This window comes from Streptomyces sp. NPDC111520, from assembly GCF_055635295.1.
The window spans coordinates 185915-206590 of sequence record NZ_JBVKBW010000004.1 but is presented as its reverse complement, the minus strand read 5'-3'; the positions used below and the strand labels follow the sequence as shown (position 1 = coordinate 206590).

Below are 20676 nucleotides of genomic sequence, written 5' to 3'. Positions count from 1 at the left end.
AGGTATCCCACCCCGCGGGCATGACCGCGCGGGCCCCGGGGATGTGACGAGGCGACGAAGATCACACCTTGCGCGGGTGACGCGCCGGTCCGCCGGGCCCGGAGCGCGGCCGGCCCGCACGACGTCGCGTCACGCCGGCCGGGCCCGCCCGGCGCCGACGAGGCCCCCGGGCACGTGCTCCTCCCGCCCGGACACCGGCACGCGCGGTCCTTCGGCCGCCCACAACCGCAGTCGCGCGTCGTGGAGCCAGTACGCCGCGATGGAGGGCGGAACATCCATGATGTCCGCTATCTCCTGATATGCGAAGCCCTCAACCGCCGCGAGGTACACGGCGAACCGCTGCTCCTTGGGCAGCGTGAGGAGCGCGGCCCGGACGTCCGGCTCCGGGAGCAGCACGAACTCGTCCAGGGCCGAGGCGCGCACCCCTTCCAGGGCGGCGGCCCCGGTGGCCTCCGGCGGCAGCACGCACACCTCGGGGTGGGGGTCGACGAAGGCACCGGCCAGCAGGTCGAAGAGCCAGGCCCGGTGGTCGACGCCGTCGAGGAGCCGCGGGAACGCGGCGTAGGCCCGCGTGAAGACCTCCAGGACGAGGGCCTCCGCCTCGGCCGGGTCGCCGGTGACGCCCGACGCGGCCCGGTACACCGGGTCCAGGAGGGAGAGCACGTCGCGCTCGAAGCCGGCCTCGCGCCCGAGGGCACCCCCCTCGCCGCCGACGGTCCGCCGTACGGGTGCGTCGGCGTCCGGCCCGGGCTGCACGGTGTGGACGGCCCTGCGGTGGCGACCGCCCCCGGAGGCCGCACCGCTCCCCTGCTGGTTCGGCTCGCCGTCGGCGCGCCGGCCCCGGTGCCGCCCGGCGCCCGGGCCGGTCCCGGCGTACGGGATTCCCGCGGCGGGCTGGGCGTTCGTCAGCGACTGAGGCATGTGCGTCTCTTTCCGGGATGGCGTGCGGGGTCGGTCGGTCGGCGCGGGCAGGGGTGTCGTGCCGGGCGACCGGTCTGACGTAATTGCTTCGCGTAGCAAATATATATCCTTCGCGTAGCAAGTAAAGTGGGCGGCATGTCGGATGCCCCCCACCACCCGGAACCCGCACCGGAGCCTACAAATCCACTCAATCCGGACGAAGAAGAAGTGGTCCGGTCCCTCAGCCGCATCATCTACGCACTGCCCCGCGCGCTGGACGCCGACTTGGCGCGCGAGCGGCGGTTGCCCCTCGTCGAGTACCAGGCACTGATGCACCTCTCGGAGGCTCCGGACCGGCAACTGCGAATGAGCGAGCTCGCCACCGCCTGCGAGATGTCGCTCAGCGGGATGACCGGGGTGGTGCGCCGGCTGGAGGACCAGGGGTTCGTCCGGCGCGTCAAGTGCCCCCGGGACGGCCGGGGCTGGAACGCCGTCCTCACCGCCTCCGGGCTGACCCGGCTCGAGGAGGCCTGGCCGGCCCACCTCGCCTCCATGCGCCGCCACTTCCTGGACCACCTCACGGGCCTGGACCTGCGGGCGCTCAGCGCGGCGCTGCGCGGGGTCGCCCTCTGACCCTCGGCCTTTCCCGAGGTCAGGGCCCGGGTGGACGGGCCGGAGCCACCGCTTCCGAGCCGGGACCTGATCTCGCGCCGCCGCGTCCCGGACGTGCATACTCAGGCCCTGCGGGCGCGCCGGCACCCGCGACGATCGGGAGGTGCGCGATGGTGTCGTCGTCAGGGACGGAATCCCGGAGGGTCACGATCCATGACGTCGCCCGGTCCGCCGGGGTCTCCCGGCAGACCGTGTCGCGGGCGCTCAACGACAAGGACGAGATCGACGGCGCGACCAAGCAGCGGGTCCTCGACGCCGCCCGTGAGCTCGGCTACCGTCCGAGCCGCTTCGCCCGCGGCCTGGTCCGGCAGGACACCACGACCATCGGCCTGGTCATCCCCGACCTGCTGAACCCGTTCTTCACCGAGGTCGCCGCGGCCGCGCTGGAGGCGGCCCGGGCGCGCGGCTGGCACGTCGTCGTCTACGACACCGCGGACCGGGCCGAGGAGGAGTTCGGCACCCTGCAGGTGATCGCCTCGCAGGTGGACGCGGTCGTCGGCTACTTCAGCTGCTCCGAGCTCGACCTCGAGCGGTTCACCCGGGGGCTGCCCGTCGTGCTCATCGGCCGCGAACACCACACGGCACGGTTCAGCTCGATCCGCATCGACGGCGAGGAGGGCGTGCGGGCCGCGGTCGCGCACCTGACCGCCGCCGGCCACCGGCACATCGGCATGCTCGACCACGACGGGCGCGCCGAGCCGAGCATCCGGCGCGAGTGGTTCGCGGCGGCCGCGGCGGCCCAGGGCATCGCCGCGGACCGGGTGGTCGGGGCGACGCAGTCGGCGGACGGCGGCGGGACGGCGCTCAGGAAGCTGCTCGGCGCGCACCCCGAGGTCACCGCGGTCTTCACCTTCAACGACATCATCGCGATCGGCGCCCTGCGCGAGGCACGGCGGCTCGGCAGGAGCGTCCCCGAGGAGCTCGCCGTGGTCGGCTTCGACGGCCTGCAGCTCGGTACGCTCGTCGAACCCCCGCTCTCCAGCGTCGCGCTCGACACGCGCCGCCTCGGCGCGCTCGCCATCGACCAGGTCGCACGCCTGCTGACCGGGACGGAACCGCTCGCCGCCGACGACCTCGTCGTGCGCGCCGAACTGCGGCTGAGTGGTTCCGCTTAACCTCCCGGACCCGTGTGCGCCGCAAAGTCTTGACACTTGAAGGCACCGGAGCGCACACTTCCGAACAATTCTCAATGGCCCCGTGAGCGTTCACGTGAACGCTCACGTGAACGCTCACGGGACCGGTACGAACAGTTTTGCCCCATCTTGCGATGGCCTCCGGCGCACGCGCCGGGAGCCGTCGTCCCGTCCCTTCTCACGAGCACGTCCCGCCTGAGGTGTCAACGTCGACCCGCCTAGCCACTCGCTAGTCGTCCTCCGGAACGGAAACCATGAGCAGCACAGTCACGCGCATCCGCCTCGCCGCCGTCGCCGCGGCAGCCAGCATCGCCGTACTCGCCGGATGCTCATCGCCGGCCCCTTCGGGTAAGAGCGCCTCGGCCGAGTCCTGCGCTCCCGCGAAGGGCAAAGTCACCCTCCAGTACTGGAACACCGTTCCCGGCATGGACGAAGTCGTCGCGCTGTGGAACAAGAAGAACCCGAACATCCAGGTCGAGACGAAGAACATCTCCAACGACCAGTACGGCACCATCGGCAACGCCCTCAAGGCGGGCAAGGCGCCGGACCTCGCCCAGGTCGGCTACGACGAACTGCCCAACCTGCGCAGCCAGGACGCCTTCGCGGACGCCTCGGCCTGCAAGGCGGCCACCGACGCCAAGTCGGCGTTCGTGCCCTGGACCTGGTCGCAGGCCAGCTTCGGCGGCACCGGGGTGTTCGCCATCCCGCAGGACACCGGCCCGATGGCCCTGTACGTGCGCAGCGACATCTTCAAGAAGCACGGCCTGGAGATCCCCAAGACCTGGGACGAGTACGCGACCGAGGCGCAGAAGCTGCACCAGGCGGACCCGAACCTCAGCATGACGTTCTTCGACCCGAACAACGCCGAGTGGTTCAACGGGCTCCTCTGGCAGAACAGCGCCGAGATGTACTCCTACTCCGGCGACAAGTGGCACGTCACCGTCGAGTCCGAGCAGAGCAAGCAGGTCGCCGAGTACTGGCAGAAGCTGATCGACGCCAAGCTGGTGCGCACCGACCTCGCCCACGGCTCCACCCAGATGTACACGGCGTACCAGAAGGACCAGATCGCCACCTACGTGGGCGCCGCCTGGGGCTACAGCATGTTCCGCGACAACCTGCCCAAGCAGGCCGGCAAGTGGTCGATCGTGCCGATGCCGACCTGGGGTACGAACGCCGCGTCCGGTGACTGGGGCGGCTCCACCGTCGCGTTCATGAAGGGCGGCAAGCACCCCTACGAGGCGGTCAAGTTCAACACCTGGCTGAACACCGACCCGGAGGCCCTGGCGCTGGAGAACAAGCTGGGCGGCCTCTACCCGGCGGCCACCGCCGGTCTCTCGCTGCCCGCGCTGTCCCAGGGCGTGCCGTACTACAACAACCAGAAGATCTTCGACGTCTTCGCCGACTCGTCCAAGAACATCGACACCGGCTTCACCTGGGGCCCGACCCAGAAGACGGTGAACCTGGCGCTCCAGGACGCGATGGCCAAGGCGGCCGCCGGTGACGGCACGGTCTCCGACGCCCTGACGGCCGCTCAGGACTCCGCGCTGAAGTCCATGAAGGACCAGGCGATCCCGGCCACGGCGGGCAAGTGACCGTCGCATGACCGACCTCGCAACCCGCGCGACGCGTGGGGTGGCGACCACCGAGGGCCGCCGCCGCCGGCACAACGGCGGCGGCCCCCGGGCGGGCACCATCGCCGCGTTCGTGACCCCGTTCTTCCTGCCGTTCGTCCTCTTCTACCTGGTGCCGATCGGCTACGCGCTCTGGCAGAGCCTGCTCGTGGTGCGCCGCACCGGCGGCCAGTACGGCACGTCGTACACGACCTTCGGCGGCCTGGAGCAGTACGCGCAGGTCTTCCGGAACACCGAGTTCTGGGGCAGCATCGGGCGCATCGGGCTGTTCGGCGTCGTGCAGGTGCCGGTGATGCTCTTCCTCGCCCTGGCCATGGCGCTGCTGCTCGACACCCCGCTGCTCAAGCTCAAGTCCTTCTTCCGGATCGCGGCGTTCATGCCGTACGCCGTGCCCGGCGTCATCGCCGCGATCATGTGGTCGTACCTCTACTCGCCGCAGATCAGCCCGGTCGTCGACGTACTCAAGGGCGTCGGTCTGCAGCCCGACTTCCTCGGCCCGGGTGCCGTGCTGTGGTCGACGGCGAACGTGTCGACCTGGCTGTGGACCGGCTACAACATGCTGATCATGTTCTCGGCGCTGCAGTCGATACCGCAGGAGCTCTACGAGGCGGCCAAGCTCGACGGTGCGAGCAACTGGGCCATCGCGTGGCGCATCAAGGTGCCGATCATCGCCCCGTCGGTCGTCCTCACGACGGTGTTCTCCATCATCGGCACCCTGCAGTTGTACGCCGAGCCGGCGGTGCTGCGGCAGATCTCCTCGAACATCTCCAGCACCTACACCCCGAACATGCTCGCGTACACGGTGGCCTCCGGGAACAACTACCAGCAGGCGGCCGCGATCTCCGTGGTCATCGCCGTCATCACCTTCGTCCTGAGCTTCGGGTTCATGCGACTGACCTCCAGGAAGGCGGGACTGTGAGCGACGACCGAACCCCCGTCCGCGAGAGCCGGATCAGCCGCACGGCGGCCATGGGCCTGATGTTCCTGCTGGCGGTCTACTTCCTGCTGCCGGTGTACTTCCTGGTCGTCGCGGCGACCAAGCCGCAGGGCGACCTGGCCTCCACGAACGGCCTGGCGTTCTCGCACTTCGACCTGTTCGGCAACCTCGACACCCTCTTCACCCGCAGCGACGGCATCTTCGGGCGCTGGGCGCTCAACAGCGTGCTGTACGCGGTGGTCGGCGCGGCCGTGGGCACGTTGATCTCGGCGCTGTGCGGCTACGCGCTCGCCAAGTTCCGCTTCCGGGGCCGTGAGTTCCTGTTCTCCGTCATCCTCGGCGGGATCCTGGTGCCCACCACCGCGCTCGCGCTGCCGCTGTTCCTGCTGTTCTCGGCGACTGGGCTGGTCAACACCTACCTGGCGGTGTTCCTGCCCAGCATCGTCAGTCCGTTCGGCGTCTACCTGGCGCGGATCTTCGCCGCGTCCGCCGTCCCCCAGGAGATCCTGGAGTCGGCGCGGCTGGACGGGGCCGGGGAGTTCCGGACGTTCTTCTCGGTGGCGTTCAAGCTGATGACGCCCTCCCTGGTGACCATCTTCCTGTTCCAGTTCGTCGCCATCTGGAACAACTTCTTCCTGCCGATGGTGATGCTGCAGAAGGAGTCGCTCTTCCCGATCACGCTCGGCCTCTACCAGTGGAACGGCCAGACCGCCCGCGCCCCGCTGCTGCAGGAGTCGGTGATCACCGGTTCGCTGGTCTCGATCGTGCCGGTGATCGTCGTGTTCATCCTGCTCCAGCGGTTCTGGCGCACCGGACTCGCCGCCGGCTCGCTGCGCTAGCCGCGCCCACCCCTGTCCACGCGTCCTCCCGTGTTCCCTTCCCCGCCGCCCCACAGCACAGAAGGTCCCGTTCCCATGCGCCGTTCCGCCGTCTTCGTGCCCCACTTCCACTGGGACCGCGAATGGTACGAGCCCTTCCAGGTGTTCCGGCACCGGCTCGTCACCGCCCTCGACACCGTGCTGGAGACCGCCGAGACGAACCCGGACTTCCGCTTCACCGTCGACGGGCAGATGGCCGCGGTCGAGGACTACCTGGAGATGCGGCCGGAGAACCGCGAGCGCGTCACCGCGCTGGTCACCGAGGGCCGGCTGGCGATCGGCCCCTGGCTGATCCTGCTCGACGAGTTCCTCTGCTCGGGCGAGACCATCGTCCGCAACCTGCAGATGGGGTGGGCGGCCGCGGCGGAGCTGGGCGGCTCCATGACCGTCGGCTACCTGCCGGACATGTTCGGCCACGTCGCCCAGATGCCGCAGATCCTGGCCCGCGCCGGCATCGAGCACGCGGCGCTGTGGCGCGGCGTGCCGGGCTCCGTCGACGGCCACGCCTTCCGCTGGCGTGCCCCCGACGGCTCCGAGGTGCGCACCGAGTTCCTCTTCGACGGCTACGACAACGGCCTGGACGTCCTGCTGGTGCCCGACCAGATCGGCCGCGCGCTCGGCGAGTACGCGGAGATGACGGCCGGGCGGTGGGGCGGCGACCCGGTGCTCGCGATGGCGGGCACCGACCACAACGCGCCGGACCCGCGGCTGGCGGAGTGGCTTCGGCAGGCCTCCGGTGAGGGGGGCGCCATCACCATCGCCACGCTCGGCGAGTACATCCGCGAGCACGCACGGGACGAGGTCACGGCGGTCGTCACCGGCGAGCTGCGCAGCCATGTGCGCGGCAACATCCTGCCGGGCGTGCTCTCGGTGCGGCGCGGGCTCAAGCGCCGGATGGCGGTGGCCGAGCGCATCGTCGACCACGCCGAGCGGATGAACGCGCTGTGGTCCACGCGGGACGACTCGCCGTTCCTCGCGCTCGCCTGGCACAAGATCATCGAGTCGAGCGCCCACGACTCGGTCGTCGGCTCCGGTACGGACGAGACCGCCGACCAGGTCGAGGCACGGCTCGCCGAGGCCGCGCACGCCGCACGCGCCGTCCGGGACGCGGCCCTGGCCGGACCGGCGGCCCGTGTCCCGAGCGACGGCCACCTGGTCGCCAACCCGCTCGCCACCCCGCGCACGGCGCTGGTCGAGGTCGACGTCATGGCCCCGCCCGAGGGCACCGTGCTGGTCGCGACCGCGGCCGACGGCTCGGAGCACCCCGTACAGCTGGTCGCGCAGGCGCCGACCGTGCTCAGCGACGAGCGCATGGACGCCTCGCAGCTCGAACGCGTGCTGCGCCGCATCCACCGCCGCGAGCTGTTCGGCCGGCAGATCGACCACTACGAACTCACCGCGGGCTCCCTCGTCTTCCACCTGGCCGAGGTGCCCACCAGCGGACCGTTCGACCTGCTGATCCTGCGCCGCGAGGTCGCCGACGCGGCGGCCGCGCACCCGGGCGAGTGGCGGGTCCTGACACTGGAGGAGGCACGGGCGACCGCGCTGGTGCCGGTCGCCGTCCCCGCCTCCGGGCTCGCGAGCTTCACGGTGGCACCCGCCGACCGGGCGGCCGCGCCGGGCACGGCGTTCGCGCCGGCGACGGCGACCGCCGGGACGCTGTCGAACGGGCTGGTCGAGGTCGTCATCGCCGCCGACGGCACCCTGGAGGTGACCGGCGCGGACGGCACCGTGCTGCGCGGGGTCGGCCGTCTGGTCGACGGCGGTGACCGCGGCGACAGCTACAACTACGGCCCCCCGGCGCGGGATCTGCTGGTCTCGGAGCCGGCGGAGGTCACCGTCGAACTCGCCGAGAACGGCCCGCTGCGGTCGCGGGTGCGCATCACCCGGGTGTACGCGTGGCCGGCCGCCCTCTCCCCCGACCGCGACGTGCGCGCCGGCCGGACCGTCGCGACGCCCGTGGAGACCCTGGTGGAGGTGCGCGCGGGCGAGCCCTTCGTACGCGTCACGACGTCCTTCCTGAACCAGGCCGCCGACCACCGGCTGCGCTTCCACGTCCCGCTCCCCCGGCCCGTGGACGTCTCGGCGTCGGCCGGGCAGTTCGCCGTCACCGAGCGCGGGCTCACCGCCGAGGGCGGCTGGGGCGAGTACCCGATCCCGACCTTCCCGGCGAGCACCTTCGTCTCGGCCGGCGCGGCCACCGTGCTGCTCGACCACGCCACCGAGTACGAACTCACCGACGGGGGCGCCGAACTGGCCGTGACCCTGCTGCGGGCGATCGGCTCGATCAGCGTCAACATCCATCCGCTGCGCGACGAGCCGGCGGCGAGCGAGATCCCCACGCCGGGCGCGCAGGACCTCGGGGTCCGCGTGGAGAACCGGTTCGCCGTCCTGCCCTCGGCGGGCGGCTGGCAGGCCGCGGACGCGGTCGCCCTCGCCGAGGAGTTCCGCAACGACGTGCTGGTCGCCCGGGGCACCGCGCCCGCCGGGGGCGACCTGCCGCCCGACGCGTCGGGGGTGCGGGTCGACGGCACGGACGTGTTCGTCTCGAGCGTCCGCCGCGTCACCGGCGACGACCCCGCTCCCGGCACCGAGGTGCGGCTGGTGGCGATGGGCGACACGGGCGCCACGGCCCGCGTCACCGGTGACTTCACCCGGGTGACCACGGTCGACCTGCTCGGCCGGCCGCTGACCACCGAACCCGCGGAGGGCGGCCTCGAACTCGCCCTCGGCCCGTGGGAGATCCGGACGGTCGTGCTCCGGTAGCGGTCGCGGAACCGACCGCCACCGCACCCCGGATCCCCCCACCGCTACCAAGAAAGAGTTGTGACCTCTTGCCCTCCCAGCTCTCCCAGCTCTCCGCGTATGTTTCGGACACCACCCCAGGGCGTGGCGCGCTGCGCCCGGCGCGCTCGTGGCTGCACTCCGACGCCCCCTCCCGCTCGCTCGACGGGCAGTGGCGGTTCCGGCTGTCGCCCACCGCGACGGCACCAGAGGACTTCGCGGCCGAAGGATTCGACGACGGCGGGTGGGACGACATCCCGGTGCCCTCCCACTGGGTGCTCCAGGGGGACGGGGCCCACGGCCGGCCGATCTACACCAACATCCGGTACCCCTTCCCCCTCGACCCGCCCCACGTGCCGGACGAGAACCCGACCGGCGACTACCGCCGCCACTTCGAACTGCCCGAGCGGTGGACGGAGGCCGAGCGGGTCGTGCTGCGGTTCGACGGGGTCGAGTCGCTCTTCAGGGTCTGGGTGAACGGCGACGAGGTCGGCGGCGCCTCCGGCAGCAGGCTCGCCCACGAGTTCGACGTGACCTCGTCCGTGCGCGCCGGCGACAACGTGGTCGCCGTACGGGTGCACCAGTGGTCGGCGGGGAGCTACCTCGAGGACCAGGACCAGTGGTGGCTGCCGGGCATCTTCCGCGACGTCACCCTGATCGCGCGGCCGGCCGGCGGCATCGAGGACGTCTGGCTGCGCACCGGATTCGATGCGGGTCGCGGACGGATCGACCCGGAGGTCACCGCGGACGCGGCGGCGTTCCCGGTCACCCTCCGCATCCCCGAACTCGGCGTGGAACGGGTCTGGGACTCCCCCGCCGAGGTGGCCCCGTTCGAGGTGGACGGCGTGCAGCCCTGGTCGGCCGAGGTCCCGCGGCTGTACGAGGTCACGGTGGCCTCGGCCGCCGAGACCGTCACCGTGCGGACGGGCTTCCGTACCGTCGAGATCCGCGGCGACCGGTTCCTGGTCAACGGCCGCCGCGTCGTCTTCCACGGGATGAACCGCCACGAGACCCACCCCGAGCGCGGCCGTGTCTTCGACGAGGCGCACGCGCGCGAGGACCTGGCCCTGATGAAGCGGTTCAACGTCAACGCGATCCGCACCAGCCACTACCCGCCGCACCCGCGGCTGCTCGACCTCGCCGACGAACTCGGGTTCTGGGTCGTGCTCGAGTGCGACCTGGAGACGCACGGCTTCGACAAGGACGGCAGTTGGGCCGGCAACCCCAGCGACGACCCGGCGTGGCGCGAGGCGTACCTGGACCGCGTCGAGCGCACCGTCGAGCGGGACAAGAACCACCCCAGCGTCGTGCTGTGGTCGCTCGGCAACGAGGCGGGCACCGGCGCCAACCTCGCCGCGATGTCGGCCTGGGTCCACGCCCGGGACGCGGGACGTCCGGTGCACTACGAGGGCGACCACACCGGCGAGTACACGGACGTCTACTCCCGCATGTACGCCTCGGTGGCGGAGACCGAGCAGATCGGGACCGACGGCTCGCGCGCCCCGCTGCAGGGGTGCACCCCCGCGCAGGGGGCACGGCAGCGCACCAAGCCCTTCCTGCTGTGCGAGTACGCCCACGCGATGGGCAACGGACCCGGTGCCCTCGACCAGTACGAGGACCTGGTGCACCGGCACCCGCGTCTGCACGGCGGCTTCGTGTGGGAGTGGCGCGACCACGGCATCCTGGCGGCCGCCCCGGACGGCGCGTCCTACTACGCCTACGGCGGCGACTTCGGGGAGGTCGTGCACGACGGCAACTTCGTGATGGACGGGATGGTGCTCAGCGACGGCGTGCCGACCCCCGGCCTCCACGAGTTCAAGGCCGTCGTCCAGCCGATCCGCTTCACCTTCCACGACGGTGACGGCGGCGACGGTGGCGGTGACGACGGAACGGTCGAGGTCACCAGTCTGCGGCACTCGGCGGACACCTCCGACCTGCGCTTCCGCTGGCGCGTCGAGCACGACGGCAGGCCCGTGGCCTCCGGGGACTTGGAGGTGCCGGTCATCGCGGCCGGCGGCTCGGCGCGCGTGCCGCTGCCGCCGATCACGGTGTCGCCGGACGCGGAGACCTGGCTCACCCTGGACGCGGTCCTGGCGGCCGGCACGGCGTGGGCGGACGAGGGCCACGTGGTGGCGACCGCCCAGCTGGACCGTTCGGCGCGGCGCACCGTGCCCACCGTCCGGCTCCCCGCCGACTGGCGGCGGAGCGACGGGACGCTGACTCTCGGCATCGCCGAGTTCGCCGGCGGAGCCCTGGTGCGGCTCGCCGGCCGCGCCGTGACGGGCCCGCGGCTGGAGCTGTTCCGTGCCCCGACCGACAACGACGAGGGCACCTCGGGGGTGGCCGCGGAGAGCGACGCCCACGTCCCCGGGGTCTCCAACGCCGAGCTGTGGCGGGGCGACGGCCTGGACCGGCTGACCTCGCGTCTGGTGTCGGTGGAGACCGCGGCGGACGCCCTGCGGACCGTCGCCAGGGTCTCCGCGGCGGACTCCGCGTCGTCGGTGACCGTGGAGACCGTCTGGTCCCTGCGGGGGGAGGAACTCGAACTGCGGGTGGAGATCGAGCCGTCCCGTGGCTGGGGAACGGTGTGGCCGCGGATCGGCCTCCGTTTCGACCTGCCCGACGCCGGCGCCCCGGTCGACGGCGCCGAGTGGTTCGGCCTCGGACCGCACGAGTCCTACCCGGACAGCCTGCGCGCGGCGCGCACCGGCCGGTTCTCCGCGGGCGTCGGCGAACTCTCCGTCGACTACGCGCGCCCGCAGGAGACGGGGCACCGTTCCCAGTGGCGGGAGCTGGCGCTGACCAGCGGCGGCGCCGCGGTGCTGCGCCTCGTGGCCGTCCCGGACGTGCGGGGCCGGCTCCCCGGCTTCACGCTCAGCCGTCACACGCCGCAGCAGATCGCCCGTGCGGCGCACCCGTTCGAGCTCCCCCGGTCGGCGACCAGCCACCTCTTCGTCGACGCGGCCCAGCACGGCCTCGGCTCCCGGGCCTGCGGGCCGGACGTGTCGCCGGAGTTCGCGCTGCGCCCGCAGGCCCGCACGATCGGGCTCCGGATCACGGCGGGGTGACGTGCCCCGGCAGGGGGCCGCGGTGAGCGGCCCTCTGCCAGGGTGGTGGCATGAAGTACATGGTGCTGATGTACGCCGACCCCGCGGCGACCGAGGCGATGACGGCCGAGGAGCGCGCCGAGGTGTTCCGCAGGCACGACCGGCTCCACGAGGACCTCGCGGGCACCGGCGAGATGCTGAACGGCGCCGGACTCGCCCTCCCCAGGGACACCACGACGGTCCGCGGGCACGGGGACGGAGCGCGCCCGGCGACGACGCCCGGGCCGCTCTCCACGGCGACCGAGCAGGTGACCGCCTACTACGTCATCGACTGCGCGAGCCCGGAGCGCGCGCTGGAGATCGCCGGGCGCGTCGTCGATTTCCATGTCGTGGCGGTCGAGGTGCGGCCCGTCCACGACTCGTTCGGCATGGAGGGGGGCCGACCGGACGGTACCCCGGCGCGGCAGGTGTGAGCGGGACCCCGCGTGCCGGGTTCAGCCCGGTCCGCAGCGGTCGAGTGCGGCACGAACCCTGCGGAGCCCCTCCGCCCTCCAGTGGTCCCGGTCGGGCATCCGGTCGTCCCGGCGCCAGCGCCAGGCCGAGAACATCGCCCAGTTCAGGGCGCGGCACCGGTGGATCAGCTCGTGGTCGGCCCCCGCGTAGTGCGCTGCCACTTCTTCCGGCGCGTGGGCGAGGTCGAACTCGACGGGACCGCGGCAGCACGTGGCGAGGTCCACGAAGAGCGGGCCCCTCCTCGTGTTGAGGAGATTGCCCGGATGCGGTTCGCCGTGCAGCAGCTGCTCGCCGGCCCTGCCGGTGCCGACCGCCGCGCTCAGACCGGCCAGTGTGCCGCGGAGGAGTTCCCGGTCGGCGTCGGACAGCTCCGGGGACCGCTCCCGGTCGCCGACCTCTCCCAGTGCCACGGCGACCCGGTCGGTGACGTGCGGTGCGGCCAGGTCGATCCGGCGCAGGGCGGCATGGTGCCGCAGGAGCGCGTCCGCGTAGTCGGCCGGCGCGATCCGCGAGCCCACGGTTTCGTAGTACGTCCAGAGCGAGACGGCGAAGGCGTCACGCACATGGACGCGGGGGGCGACCCTGGGGTCGAGCTCGGCCACGGGGGCGCCGACGTCGGCGAGGAGGCGGGCGACCGCCACTTCGAACGCGGAATCGGCCAGCTGCCCCGAGGGGGCGACCCTGGCCAGTACACCGCACGGGACGAGGTGCAGCGCGACGCGGTCCGAGTCGTGGACAACGACCACGTCGTCGACCTCCAGGCCCAGCTCCGAAGCGGTCGACCGTGCCGCCTCGACCGCGCGGCGGAGTTGCGACGGCTCCATGACGTCCTCCCTCGTTGCCGGGCACACCGCTTGAACGCCTGGGGGCGGTCGAGCGGTCCGCGGGAGGCCGGGCTTCGGCCTCTCACGCGACCCGGGAGGAGATCCTTCTCCACCCCGGTGAGCCTCGGCAACGTCTTTTGACCGACCCTGAGCTGCCCCGGCGGAAGGCGGCGGAGAGCGGCCTTCCGCCGGGGCGGTGGTCAGGGAGCGGTGCAGGTGAACGCCGCGCTGCCAGTACGGCGGCGCCCCGCGACGGAGGGTGACGGCCGGTAGCGCGGCGGGGCCGGAACGTCACCGCATCCTCGCAGAATCCGCAGGTCAGACCCTATGGGTGGAATGTGCAATATGACCCATTTGGGTGAATACTGGACTAATGGACGTGATGTTTGAACCTTCGGTGTACCCACCGCTCGCACTCGGCTTCTTCGGTCTGGCGACCGGCTATCTGATCTGGGGATCCCAGGAACTGTTCGGCTGGCCCAAGAGGGACGAGAAGGTCGACCGGGCGATGGGCGTCTGGGGCATCTGGCTGCCGGGCCTCTGCCAGCTCCTGGCCGGCATCATCCTCTTCGTGGGCCTCACCTGGTTCGAGGTCTTCAAGGAACCGCCGCTCTACATGGCCGCCCTCGCCTTCTCGGCCTACGGCATCCACTGGTTCGCGCTCGGCTGGGACCGGTACCGCGGCAACGACGCACGCGTCAACGCCGGTGTCGGCGTGGCCTACATGGTCCTGTCGGCCCTCGGCGCGACGGTGTTCTTCGCCGTTGACGACTGGCCCGTGGGGCTGGTCTTCGTCGGCCTGTTCGCCGTCTACCTCAGCAAGTTCGCGATGTCCCTCGGGGTGCCGCTCGCCGAACGCGTGATGGGGCTGTTCCGCCTGCTGACCGCCGTCTGGCTGCTGTACCTGACCTTCGCCGTGGTGGTCAACTTCACCCTCGGGTACCACTGGGAGACGTGACCCGTACGGGGCCTTCAGGCCTCGACCAGTCCCAGCCGGAACAGGCTCTCGGCGGTCTCGAGGACGGTCGTGCGCACCGGGCGCGGCGCCCAGCCCAGCACCGCGCGCGCCTTGTCCGTGCGCAGCACCGGCATCTCGTTCAGGCGGCTCGCCGCCTCCCGCAGCGCGGGATCGGTCCGCGCGCCCGCGCGCACCTCCTCGGCGCTCAGCTCCCGGGCCGGCACCTTCGCGGCGCGCTCGCCCAGCCCTTCCGCCAGCACGCGGGCCATCCCGAGGAAACTCGTCGGCGTGCCGCTGCCGACCAGGAACCGCTCGCCCGCGGCGGCCGGTTCCGTCATGGCCCGCAGATGGGCCCGTGCCACGTCGCGCACGTCGGCCAGGTCGAACCACTGCGGCAGGACCACCGGCAGGGCTCCTTCCAGCATCGCCTTGACCAGCGCCACCGAGGCGGAGATCTGCCGGCCCAGCACGGGGCCGAAGATCCCCGGCGGATTGATCACGGACAGTTCGAGCCCCTCCCCCTCGGCCGCGACGAAGTCCCAGGCGGCGCGCTCGGCGACGGCCTTGGACCTGACGTAGGGGGCCAGGTCGTCCGCGGGGTCGGTCCAGTCGCTCTCGTCGTAGGCGCCGCCGTCGCTGCCGCGGCTGTAGCCGACGGCGGCGAAGGACGAGGTCAGGACCACGCGGCGGACGCCGTGGTCCCGCGCCGCCCGCAGGACGCGCAGCGCGCCGTCCCGGGCCGGGACGACGACCTCGTCCTCGTCGCGGGGCTGCCGGGCCGGGAACGGCGAGGCGACGTGCAGGACGTACGCGCTGCCCTTCACCGCCTCGTCCCAGCCGTCGTCCGAGGCCAGGTCGGCCAGGACGACCTCCAGCCGTCCGCCGGGGTCGGCGCCCGCCCGGGCGGCCGTCGCGCGGACGCCGTCCGCGCGGTCGGCCGACCGGACGGTGGTGCGTACGCGGTGGCCGGCCTTCAGCAGCGCGTCGACGACGTGCGAGCCGAGGTAGCCGCTGCCTCCCGTCACGAGGACGGGTGCGGAGCCGGGGGTCAGGTCGTGCATGGTGCTCTCTTTCCCTGTCTCAGTTCGGGCACCGTGCGCGTGAGTTCGTCCACGGCACGCTGCTCCGCCTCGTCGTCGCCCCGCTCCCGCGCGTCCCACAGGTCGGTCTTGAGCTGCAGGTACCGCAGGCGGACGCGCATCCTGCCGAGTTCGTCCGCCGCCCGTTCGGCGTTGCGCCGGAACAACTCGCGCAGCCGCACGGCCCGGTCGGCGTCCGCCTCGGCGTCGAGGTGCCGCAGGTAGGCGCGCATGTCGTGCACGCTCATCCCGGTCGCCTTCAGACAGCTCAGGGCCTCGATCCGCTCCACCGCACGAGCGCCGTAGCGGCGGTGGCCGCTGCTCTCGTCGCGGGGCACGGGCCCGATGAGGCCGATCTTCTCGTAGTAGCGCAGTGTCGGCTCCGAGAGGCCGCTGCGTCGCGACACCTCCTGGATCGACACCGGCGGGGCTTCCGTCATTGCCACGTCCTCAGTCTCCGGAACCTCAAGCGCTTGAGGTCAAGCGTGGGGTGCGGACGTGCCCGGGGTCACTTCGCCCCGGCTCCGGCGCGTCGCGGGTCACGGTCCCGGGGGTGTGCGGGGGGCCTACCCCCGAAGGCGACTTAGTGTAGCCTTACCTAAACTCCAGACATGGGGTGCTGATCGCCGTCGGCTGGGTACCGGAAGGGTTCGCGGGGTGGGAACGAAGGCGCCGTCGGGGCGGGATGTGCTGCTACGGACGGTCAGGAGCCGGCGGAGGGACGTCGCCGTGGGCGCCGTGCTCGGCGCCGGCCACCAGTTCGGGGAGGCGCTCGTCCCCGTCCTCATCGGCATCGTCATCGACCGGGCCGTCTCCGACGGCGACGGACGGGCCTTGTTGGGCTGGCTCGCGGTGCTCGCCGTGGTCTACGTGGGACTCTCCTTCAGCTTCCGCTTCGGCGCCCGCGCCGGCGAACGCGCCGCCGAACAGGCCGCGCACGACCTGCGGATCGGCCTCGTACGCCGGATCCTGGACCCCCGCGGCGGCGCCGAACGCGGCCACTTGCCCGGCGAGCTGGCGAACATCGCCACCGAGGACGCCAAGCGCGTCGGCGCCGTCAACATGGCCGTCATGACCGGGGTCTCGGCCCTGACCGGACTCCTGGTCAGCGCCGTGGCGCTGCTGCGCATCTCCGTGCCGCTCGGCCTGGTCGTCCTCCTCGGCACGCCGGTGCTGCTCTGGCTCGGGCACCTGCTGAGCAAGCCCCTGGAGCGGCGCAGCGAGGCCGAGCAGGAACGCGCCGCGTACGCCTCCGGGATCGCCGCCGACCTGGTGGCCGGACTGCGGGTGCTCAAGGGCATCGGGGCGCAGGCCGCCGCCGTCGAACGCTACCGCCGCACCAGCCGCGCCTCGCTCGGCGCGACGGTGCGGGCGGCGCGCGCCGAGGCGTGGCAGAGCGGGGTGGTGCTCACCCTCACCGGTGTCTTCATCGCACTGGTCGCGCTGATCGGCGGACGGCTCGCCACGGCGGGCGACATCACGCTGGGTCAGCTCGTGTCGGCGGTCGGCCTGGCGTTCTTCCTGCTCGGCCCGCTGGAGGTCTTCGCCTGGGTCAACGCCGAGTTCGCCCAGGGCCGGGCCTCCGCAGGACGCATCGCGGCCGTGCTCGCCGCGGAGCCCGACGTCCTGCCCGGCGGGCGCGCCCTGCCGGAACCGGTCCTCGGGGGCCTGCGGCTGCGCGGCGTCACCCTCGGCGCCCTGCGCGAGGCCGAACTCGACGTACGGCCGGGCGAGCTGCTCGGCGTGGCCACCACCGACCCGGCCGCCGCGCAGGCGCTGCTCGCCTGCCTCGGCCGCACCGCGGACCCCGAGGCCGGCGTGGTCGAACTCGACGGCGTGCCCCTGCCGGAGCTCGACCCCGCGCTGCTGCGCACCGCCGTCCTCGTCGCGGCGCACGACGCCGACCTCTTCGAGGGCACCCTCACCGACAACCTGGGCGGCACCGGGGACACCGGCCCGGCGCTGGCCGCCGCCGGCGCCGACGAGGTGGCCCGGGCCCTGCCGCAGGGCACCGCGACCGAGGTCACCGAGGGCGGCCGCTCGCTCTCCGGCGGCCAGCGCCAGCGCGTCGCGCTCGCCCGCGCCCTGGTCGCCGACCGCTCCGTGCTCGTCGTCCACGACCCCACGACGGCGGTCGACGCGGTCACCGAGGCCCGCATCGCCGGCGGACTGCGCGAGCACCGCCGCGGCCGCACCACGCTCCTGGTCACCAACAGCCCGGCGCTGCTGTCCGTGGCCGACCGCGTCGTCCTCCTCGACGGCGGCCGGGTGGCCGCCGACGGCCTGCACGGCGACCTCGTGCACGGCGACCCGACCTACCGGACGGCGGTACTGGCATGACGACGGCGACGGCACCCGCGGCACGCGAGCTGCTGCCCACCGCGACGCCCGCCCGGACCAGGGCCGCGGTCCTCGAACTGCTGCGACCGCACCGGGCCCTGGCCGTGGGCGGAGCCGTGGTGATGGTCGCGGCGACCACGGTCGGTCTGCTGACGCAGCCGCTGCTGGGGTACGTCGTCGACCTGGTGACCGACCGGCGGCCGGCCGGTGCCCTCACGCTGCCCGTGGTGCTGCTGGTGCTGGTCGCCGTGGCACAGGGCGCGACCACCGCCTTCGGCATGTCGCTGGTCTCACGGCTGGGTGAGACCGTGCTGGCCGGGCTGCGCGAGCGCTTCGTCGAACGGGCGCTGTCGCTGCCGCTGGAGCGGCTGGAGCGGGCCGGCTCCGGGGACCTCAACTCCCGGGTGACGCGCGACGTGTCCCGCGTGGCCGAGGCCGTGCGGAGCGCGCTGCCGGAGCTGGTGCGGTCGGCGCTGTCCATCGTCCTGACGCTGGCCGCCCTCGCGGTGCTGGACTGGCGGTTCCTGCTGGCGGCGCTGCTCGCGGTGCCGGTGCAGGCGCACACCGCCCGCTGGTACGTCCGCAACGCCACCCCGCTGTACGCGAAGGAGCGCATCGCCACCGGCGCCCAGCAGCAGCAGCTGCTCGACACGATCGGCGGCGCGGCGACCGTACGGGCCTACCGGGCCGAGGACGCGCACACCGGGCGGGTCACCGAACGCTCCCGCGCCGCCGTCGACCTGACGCTGCGCGGGGTGCAGCTGGTGCTGCGCTTCTACAGCCGGCTGCACGTGGCCGAGTACACCGGGCTGGCGGCCGTGCTGGTCACCGGGTTCCTGCTGGTGCGCGGCGGTTCCGCGTCGATCGGCACGGCGACGGCGGCGGCCCTGTACTTCCACAGCCTGTTCGGCCCGGTGAACACCGCGCTGGTGCTGCTGGACGACGCCCAGTCCGCCACCGCCGCCCTGGCCCGGCTGGTCGGCGTCGTCGACGAGCCGGCGCCCGCCGCCCCGGAGGAGGCGCTACCGCGGGACGTCCCCGGTGTCCCGGCCGTGACCGTGGAGGGCGTGGGCCACGCCTACGTGCCGGGGCGGCCGGTGCTCAGCGACGTGGACCTGGTGCTGCGGCCCAAGGAGAAGGTCGCGCTCGTCGGTGCCAGCGGCGCCGGCAAGACCACGCTGGCCAAGATCGTCGTCGGTATCCACCGGCCGTCCTCGGGCCGGGTCGACGTCGGCGGGGCAGGACCCGCGGCGACCGGCCGCACGGTCGCGCTGGTCACGCAGGAGGTGCACGTCTTCTCCGGCCCGCTCGCGGACGACCTGCGGCTGGCCCGTCCCGACGCCACCGACGAGGAACTGCGCGAGGCCCTGGAGCGGGTCGGCGCGCTCGGCTGGGCGCAGGCACTGCCCGAGGGCCTGGACACCGTCGTCGGCGAGGGCGGCCACCGGCTGACCCCGGACCGCTCGCAGCAACTCGCCCTCGCCCGGCTGGTGCTGGCCGACCCGCCGGTCGCCGTCCTCGACGAGGCGACGGCGGAGGCCGGAAGCTCCGGCGCCGGGCTGCTGGAGGAGGCCGCTGAGCGCGCGCTGGAGGGCCGTACGGCCCTGGTCGTCGCGCACCGGCTCAGCCAGGCCGCCGCCGCCGACCGTGTGGTGGTGATGGAGGACGGCCGCGTCGCCGAGAGCGGCACCCATGACGAACTGCGCGCCGCAGGGGGGCCGTACGCCGCCCTGTGGCGGGCGTGGGCGGAGCACCGCAGCACCCCCCGGCCGTAGCCCGGCCACCGCCCGGACCAACCCTTCCACAACCGGAACGAACAGAAGGAACACCCGATGCCCCGCGCCAACAGAGCCACCCGGTTCGCCGGACTGCTCGCCTCCGTACTCGTGCTCGTCGGCGCGGTAGCCGCCTGCGGCTCCTCCGACTCCTCCTCCGACGCGTCGAAGCCTGGCGCCGGCTCCACCAAGGCGTCGGCGAGCAGCGCCTTCCCCGTCACGATCGCCCACAAGTACGGCAGCACGACCGTCACGTCCGAGCCCAAGCGCGTGGTCACCGTGGGCCTCACCGACCAGGACGCCGTCCTCGCGCTCGGCACCGTCCCGGTCGGCACGACCGAGTGGATCGGCGGCTACAAGGGTGCCGTCGGCCCCTGGGCCCAGGACAAGCTGGGTTCCGCCGCGGTCCCGACCGTCCTGAAGGACACCGGCACCGGGCCGCAGGTCGAGAAGATCGCCGCCCTCAAGCCCGATCTGATCCTCGCCCTGTACTCGGGCCTGACCAAGGCGCAGTACGACACGCTGTCGAAGTTCGCGCCGGTCGTGGCCCAGCCCAAGGAGTTCAGCGACTACGGCATCCCGTGGCAGAAGCAGACCGAGACGATCGGCAAGGCGCTGGGCAAGCCCGAGGAGGCCACCAAGCTGGTCGAGGGCGTCGAGGCGAAGTTCGCCGAAGCCAAGAAGGCCAACCCGGCCTTCGCCGGCTCCACCGCGGTGATGGCCACCCCGTACGAGGGCACCTTCGTCTACGGCAGCCAGGACGCGCGTTCGCGCCTGCTGGCCGACCTCGGGCTGAAGCTCCCCGCCGACCTGGACAAGGTGATCGGCGACCAGTTCGGCGCCAACATCAGCAAGGAGCGCACCGACCTGCTCGACCAGGGCGTCGCCGTGTGGATCCTGCCCGACACCACGGCGGCCGTCGCCAAGCTGCACAAGGACAAGCTGTACGCCGACCTGAAGGTCGTGAAGGAGGGCCGCGAGGTCTTCGTCAAGGAGACCGACGACTACGGCAACGCGGTCTCCCTGTCGACCGTGCTCAGCATCCCCTACGTCCTGGACCGCCTCGTCCCGCAGCTCGCCGCCGCGGTGGACGGCGACCCGGCCACGAAGGTGGAGCAGCCCGCGTCCTGAGCGGACGTCGTACGGCACCCGGCGCCAATGGCGCCGGTCAAGGAGGCAGGCGGTGTGCGCGCGGGCGCACACCG

General features: G+C 72.8%; 16 protein-coding genes. 12 read left to right on the top strand and 4 right to left on the bottom strand.

Features of this window, described 5'->3' with window-relative positions; all coding sequences use genetic code 11:
* Window positions 1-129 precede the first annotated feature (129 nt).
* Window positions 130-921 (bottom strand): sigma factor-like helix-turn-helix DNA-binding protein, encoded by a 792-nt coding sequence (locus ACZ7MY_RS11265; protein ID WP_499601103.1) that lies wholly within the window; start codon window positions 919-921, stop codon window positions 130-132.
* Between the two features lie 207 nt (window positions 922-1128).
* Here ACZ7MY_RS11265 and ACZ7MY_RS11260 point away from each other — a divergent pair, with 207 nt between their 5' ends.
* From ACZ7MY_RS11260 to ACZ7MY_RS11225, 8 genes are all read left to right on the top strand, one after another.
* On the top strand, window positions 1129-1533 hold the full coding sequence (locus ACZ7MY_RS11260) for a MarR family winged helix-turn-helix transcriptional regulator (RefSeq protein WP_499601101.1): 405 nt from the start codon (window positions 1129-1131) through the stop codon (window positions 1531-1533).
* A gap of 149 nt (window positions 1534-1682) precedes the next feature.
* Window positions 1683-2687 carry a LacI family DNA-binding transcriptional regulator gene (locus ACZ7MY_RS11255; protein ID WP_499601100.1) on the top strand — a complete coding sequence of 335 codons (1005 nt, stop codon included), beginning with the start codon at window positions 1683-1685 and terminating at the stop codon, window positions 2685-2687.
* 272 nt (window positions 2688-2959) lie between these two features.
* Window positions 2960-4297, top strand: coding sequence for an ABC transporter substrate-binding protein (locus ACZ7MY_RS11250; protein ID WP_499601099.1), 1338 nt, complete (start codon window positions 2960-2962; stop codon window positions 4295-4297).
* Window positions 4298-4304: 7 nt separating this feature from the next.
* Complete coding sequence (locus tag ACZ7MY_RS11245; RefSeq protein ID WP_499601098.1) at window positions 4305-5255, top strand: carbohydrate ABC transporter permease; 951 nt, start codon at window positions 4305-4307, stop codon at window positions 5253-5255.
* Between the two features lie 50 nt (window positions 5256-5305).
* Window positions 5306-6112, top strand: a complete 807-nt coding sequence (locus ACZ7MY_RS11240; RefSeq protein ID WP_499601318.1) for a carbohydrate ABC transporter permease — start codon at window positions 5306-5308, stop codon at window positions 6110-6112.
* Window positions 6113-6187: 75 nt separating this feature from the next.
* On the top strand, window positions 6188-8917 hold the full coding sequence (locus ACZ7MY_RS11235) for a glycoside hydrolase family 38 N-terminal domain-containing protein (protein WP_499601097.1): 2730 nt from the start codon (window positions 6188-6190) through the stop codon (window positions 8915-8917).
* Between the two features lie 68 nt (window positions 8918-8985).
* Window positions 8986-12003: a glycoside hydrolase family 2 TIM barrel-domain containing protein gene (locus tag ACZ7MY_RS11230; RefSeq protein ID WP_499601096.1), complete on the top strand. Its 3018-nt coding sequence runs from the start codon at window positions 8986-8988 to the stop codon at window positions 12001-12003.
* A gap of 50 nt (window positions 12004-12053) precedes the next feature.
* Window positions 12054-12455 (top strand): YciI family protein, encoded by a 402-nt coding sequence (locus ACZ7MY_RS11225; protein ID WP_499601095.1) that lies wholly within the window; start codon window positions 12054-12056, stop codon window positions 12453-12455.
* A gap of 21 nt (window positions 12456-12476) precedes the next feature.
* Here the strand turns inward: ACZ7MY_RS11225 and ACZ7MY_RS11220 are convergent, their stop codons facing one another.
* A complete protein-coding gene (locus ACZ7MY_RS11220) occupies window positions 12477-13319 on the bottom strand; it encodes an aminoglycoside phosphotransferase/kinase family protein (RefSeq protein ID WP_499601094.1) in 843 nt (280 codons plus the stop codon).
* A gap of 373 nt (window positions 13320-13692) precedes the next feature.
* On the opposite strand from ACZ7MY_RS11220, the gene ACZ7MY_RS11215 reads away from it, so the two are divergent.
* A complete protein-coding gene (locus ACZ7MY_RS11215) occupies window positions 13693-14277 on the top strand; it encodes a hypothetical protein (RefSeq protein WP_499601093.1) in 585 nt (194 codons plus the stop codon).
* A gap of 14 nt (window positions 14278-14291) precedes the next feature.
* Here ACZ7MY_RS11215 and ACZ7MY_RS11210 read toward each other — a convergent pair whose 3' ends face one another.
* Both ACZ7MY_RS11210 and ACZ7MY_RS11205 read right to left on the bottom strand, forming a co-directional pair.
* Window positions 14292-15338: an SDR family oxidoreductase gene (locus tag ACZ7MY_RS11210; RefSeq protein ID WP_499601092.1), complete on the bottom strand. Its 1047-nt coding sequence runs from the start codon at window positions 15336-15338 to the stop codon at window positions 14292-14294.
* On the bottom strand, window positions 15326-15796 hold the full coding sequence (locus tag ACZ7MY_RS11205; protein ID WP_499601091.1) for a MerR family transcriptional regulator: 471 nt from the start codon (window positions 15794-15796) through the stop codon (window positions 15326-15328). The genes ACZ7MY_RS11210 and ACZ7MY_RS11205 overlap by 13 nt, the downstream gene beginning before the upstream one ends.
* 217 nt (window positions 15797-16013) lie before the next feature.
* Here ACZ7MY_RS11205 and ACZ7MY_RS11200 point away from each other — a divergent pair, with 217 nt between their 5' ends.
* The 3 genes from ACZ7MY_RS11200 to ACZ7MY_RS11190 are packed head-to-tail and all read left to right on the top strand — an operon-like array spanning window position 16014 to window position 20602.
* Window positions 16014-17696 (top strand): ABC transporter ATP-binding protein, encoded by a 1683-nt coding sequence (locus ACZ7MY_RS11200; RefSeq protein WP_499601090.1) that lies wholly within the window; start codon window positions 16014-16016, stop codon window positions 17694-17696.
* Window positions 17693-19471, top strand: a complete 1779-nt coding sequence (locus ACZ7MY_RS11195; RefSeq protein WP_499601089.1) for an ABC transporter ATP-binding protein — start codon at window positions 17693-17695, stop codon at window positions 19469-19471. The genes ACZ7MY_RS11200 and ACZ7MY_RS11195 overlap by 4 nt, the downstream gene beginning before the upstream one ends.
* Before the next feature lie 57 nt (window positions 19472-19528).
* Window positions 19529-20602: an iron-siderophore ABC transporter substrate-binding protein gene (locus ACZ7MY_RS11190; RefSeq protein ID WP_499601088.1), complete on the top strand. Its 1074-nt coding sequence runs from the start codon at window positions 19529-19531 to the stop codon at window positions 20600-20602.
* Window positions 20603-20676: the final 74 nt, after the last annotated feature.

What these genes read in the sequence shown, in the direction of transcription:
- ACZ7MY_RS11265 (WP_499601103.1), bottom strand. Translation starts at nt 921, where the DNA reads ATGCCTCAGTCGCTGACGAACGCCCAGCCCGCCGCGGGAATCCCGTAC.
- ACZ7MY_RS11255 (WP_499601100.1), top strand. Translation starts at nt 1,683, where the DNA reads ATGGTGTCGTCGTCAGGGACGGAATCCCGGAGGGTCACGATCCATGAC.
- ACZ7MY_RS11250 (WP_499601099.1), top strand. Translation starts at nt 2,960, where the DNA reads ATGAGCAGCACAGTCACGCGCATCCGCCTCGCCGCCGTCGCCGCGGCA.
- ACZ7MY_RS11245 (WP_499601098.1), top strand. Translation starts at nt 4,305, where the DNA reads ATGACCGACCTCGCAACCCGCGCGACGCGTGGGGTGGCGACCACCGAG.
- ACZ7MY_RS11240 (WP_499601318.1), top strand. Translation starts at nt 5,306, where the DNA reads ATGGGCCTGATGTTCCTGCTGGCGGTCTACTTCCTGCTGCCGGTGTAC.
- ACZ7MY_RS11235 (WP_499601097.1), top strand. Translation starts at nt 6,188, where the DNA reads ATGCGCCGTTCCGCCGTCTTCGTGCCCCACTTCCACTGGGACCGCGAA.
- ACZ7MY_RS11225 (WP_499601095.1), top strand. Translation starts at nt 12,054, where the DNA reads ATGAAGTACATGGTGCTGATGTACGCCGACCCCGCGGCGACCGAGGCG.
- ACZ7MY_RS11220 (WP_499601094.1), bottom strand. Translation starts at nt 13,319, where the DNA reads ATGGAGCCGTCGCAACTCCGCCGCGCGGTCGAGGCGGCACGGTCGACC.
- ACZ7MY_RS11215 (WP_499601093.1), top strand. Translation starts at nt 13,693, where the DNA reads ATGGACGTGATGTTTGAACCTTCGGTGTACCCACCGCTCGCACTCGGC.
- ACZ7MY_RS11210 (WP_499601092.1), bottom strand. Translation starts at nt 15,338, where the DNA reads ATGCACGACCTGACCCCCGGCTCCGCACCCGTCCTCGTGACGGGAGGC.
- ACZ7MY_RS11205 (WP_499601091.1), bottom strand. Translation starts at nt 15,796, where the DNA reads ATGACGGAAGCCCCGCCGGTGTCGATCCAGGAGGTGTCGCGACGCAGC.
- ACZ7MY_RS11195 (WP_499601089.1), top strand. Translation starts at nt 17,693, where the DNA reads ATGACGACGGCGACGGCACCCGCGGCACGCGAGCTGCTGCCCACCGCG.
- ACZ7MY_RS11190 (WP_499601088.1), top strand. Translation starts at nt 19,529, where the DNA reads ATGCCCCGCGCCAACAGAGCCACCCGGTTCGCCGGACTGCTCGCCTCC.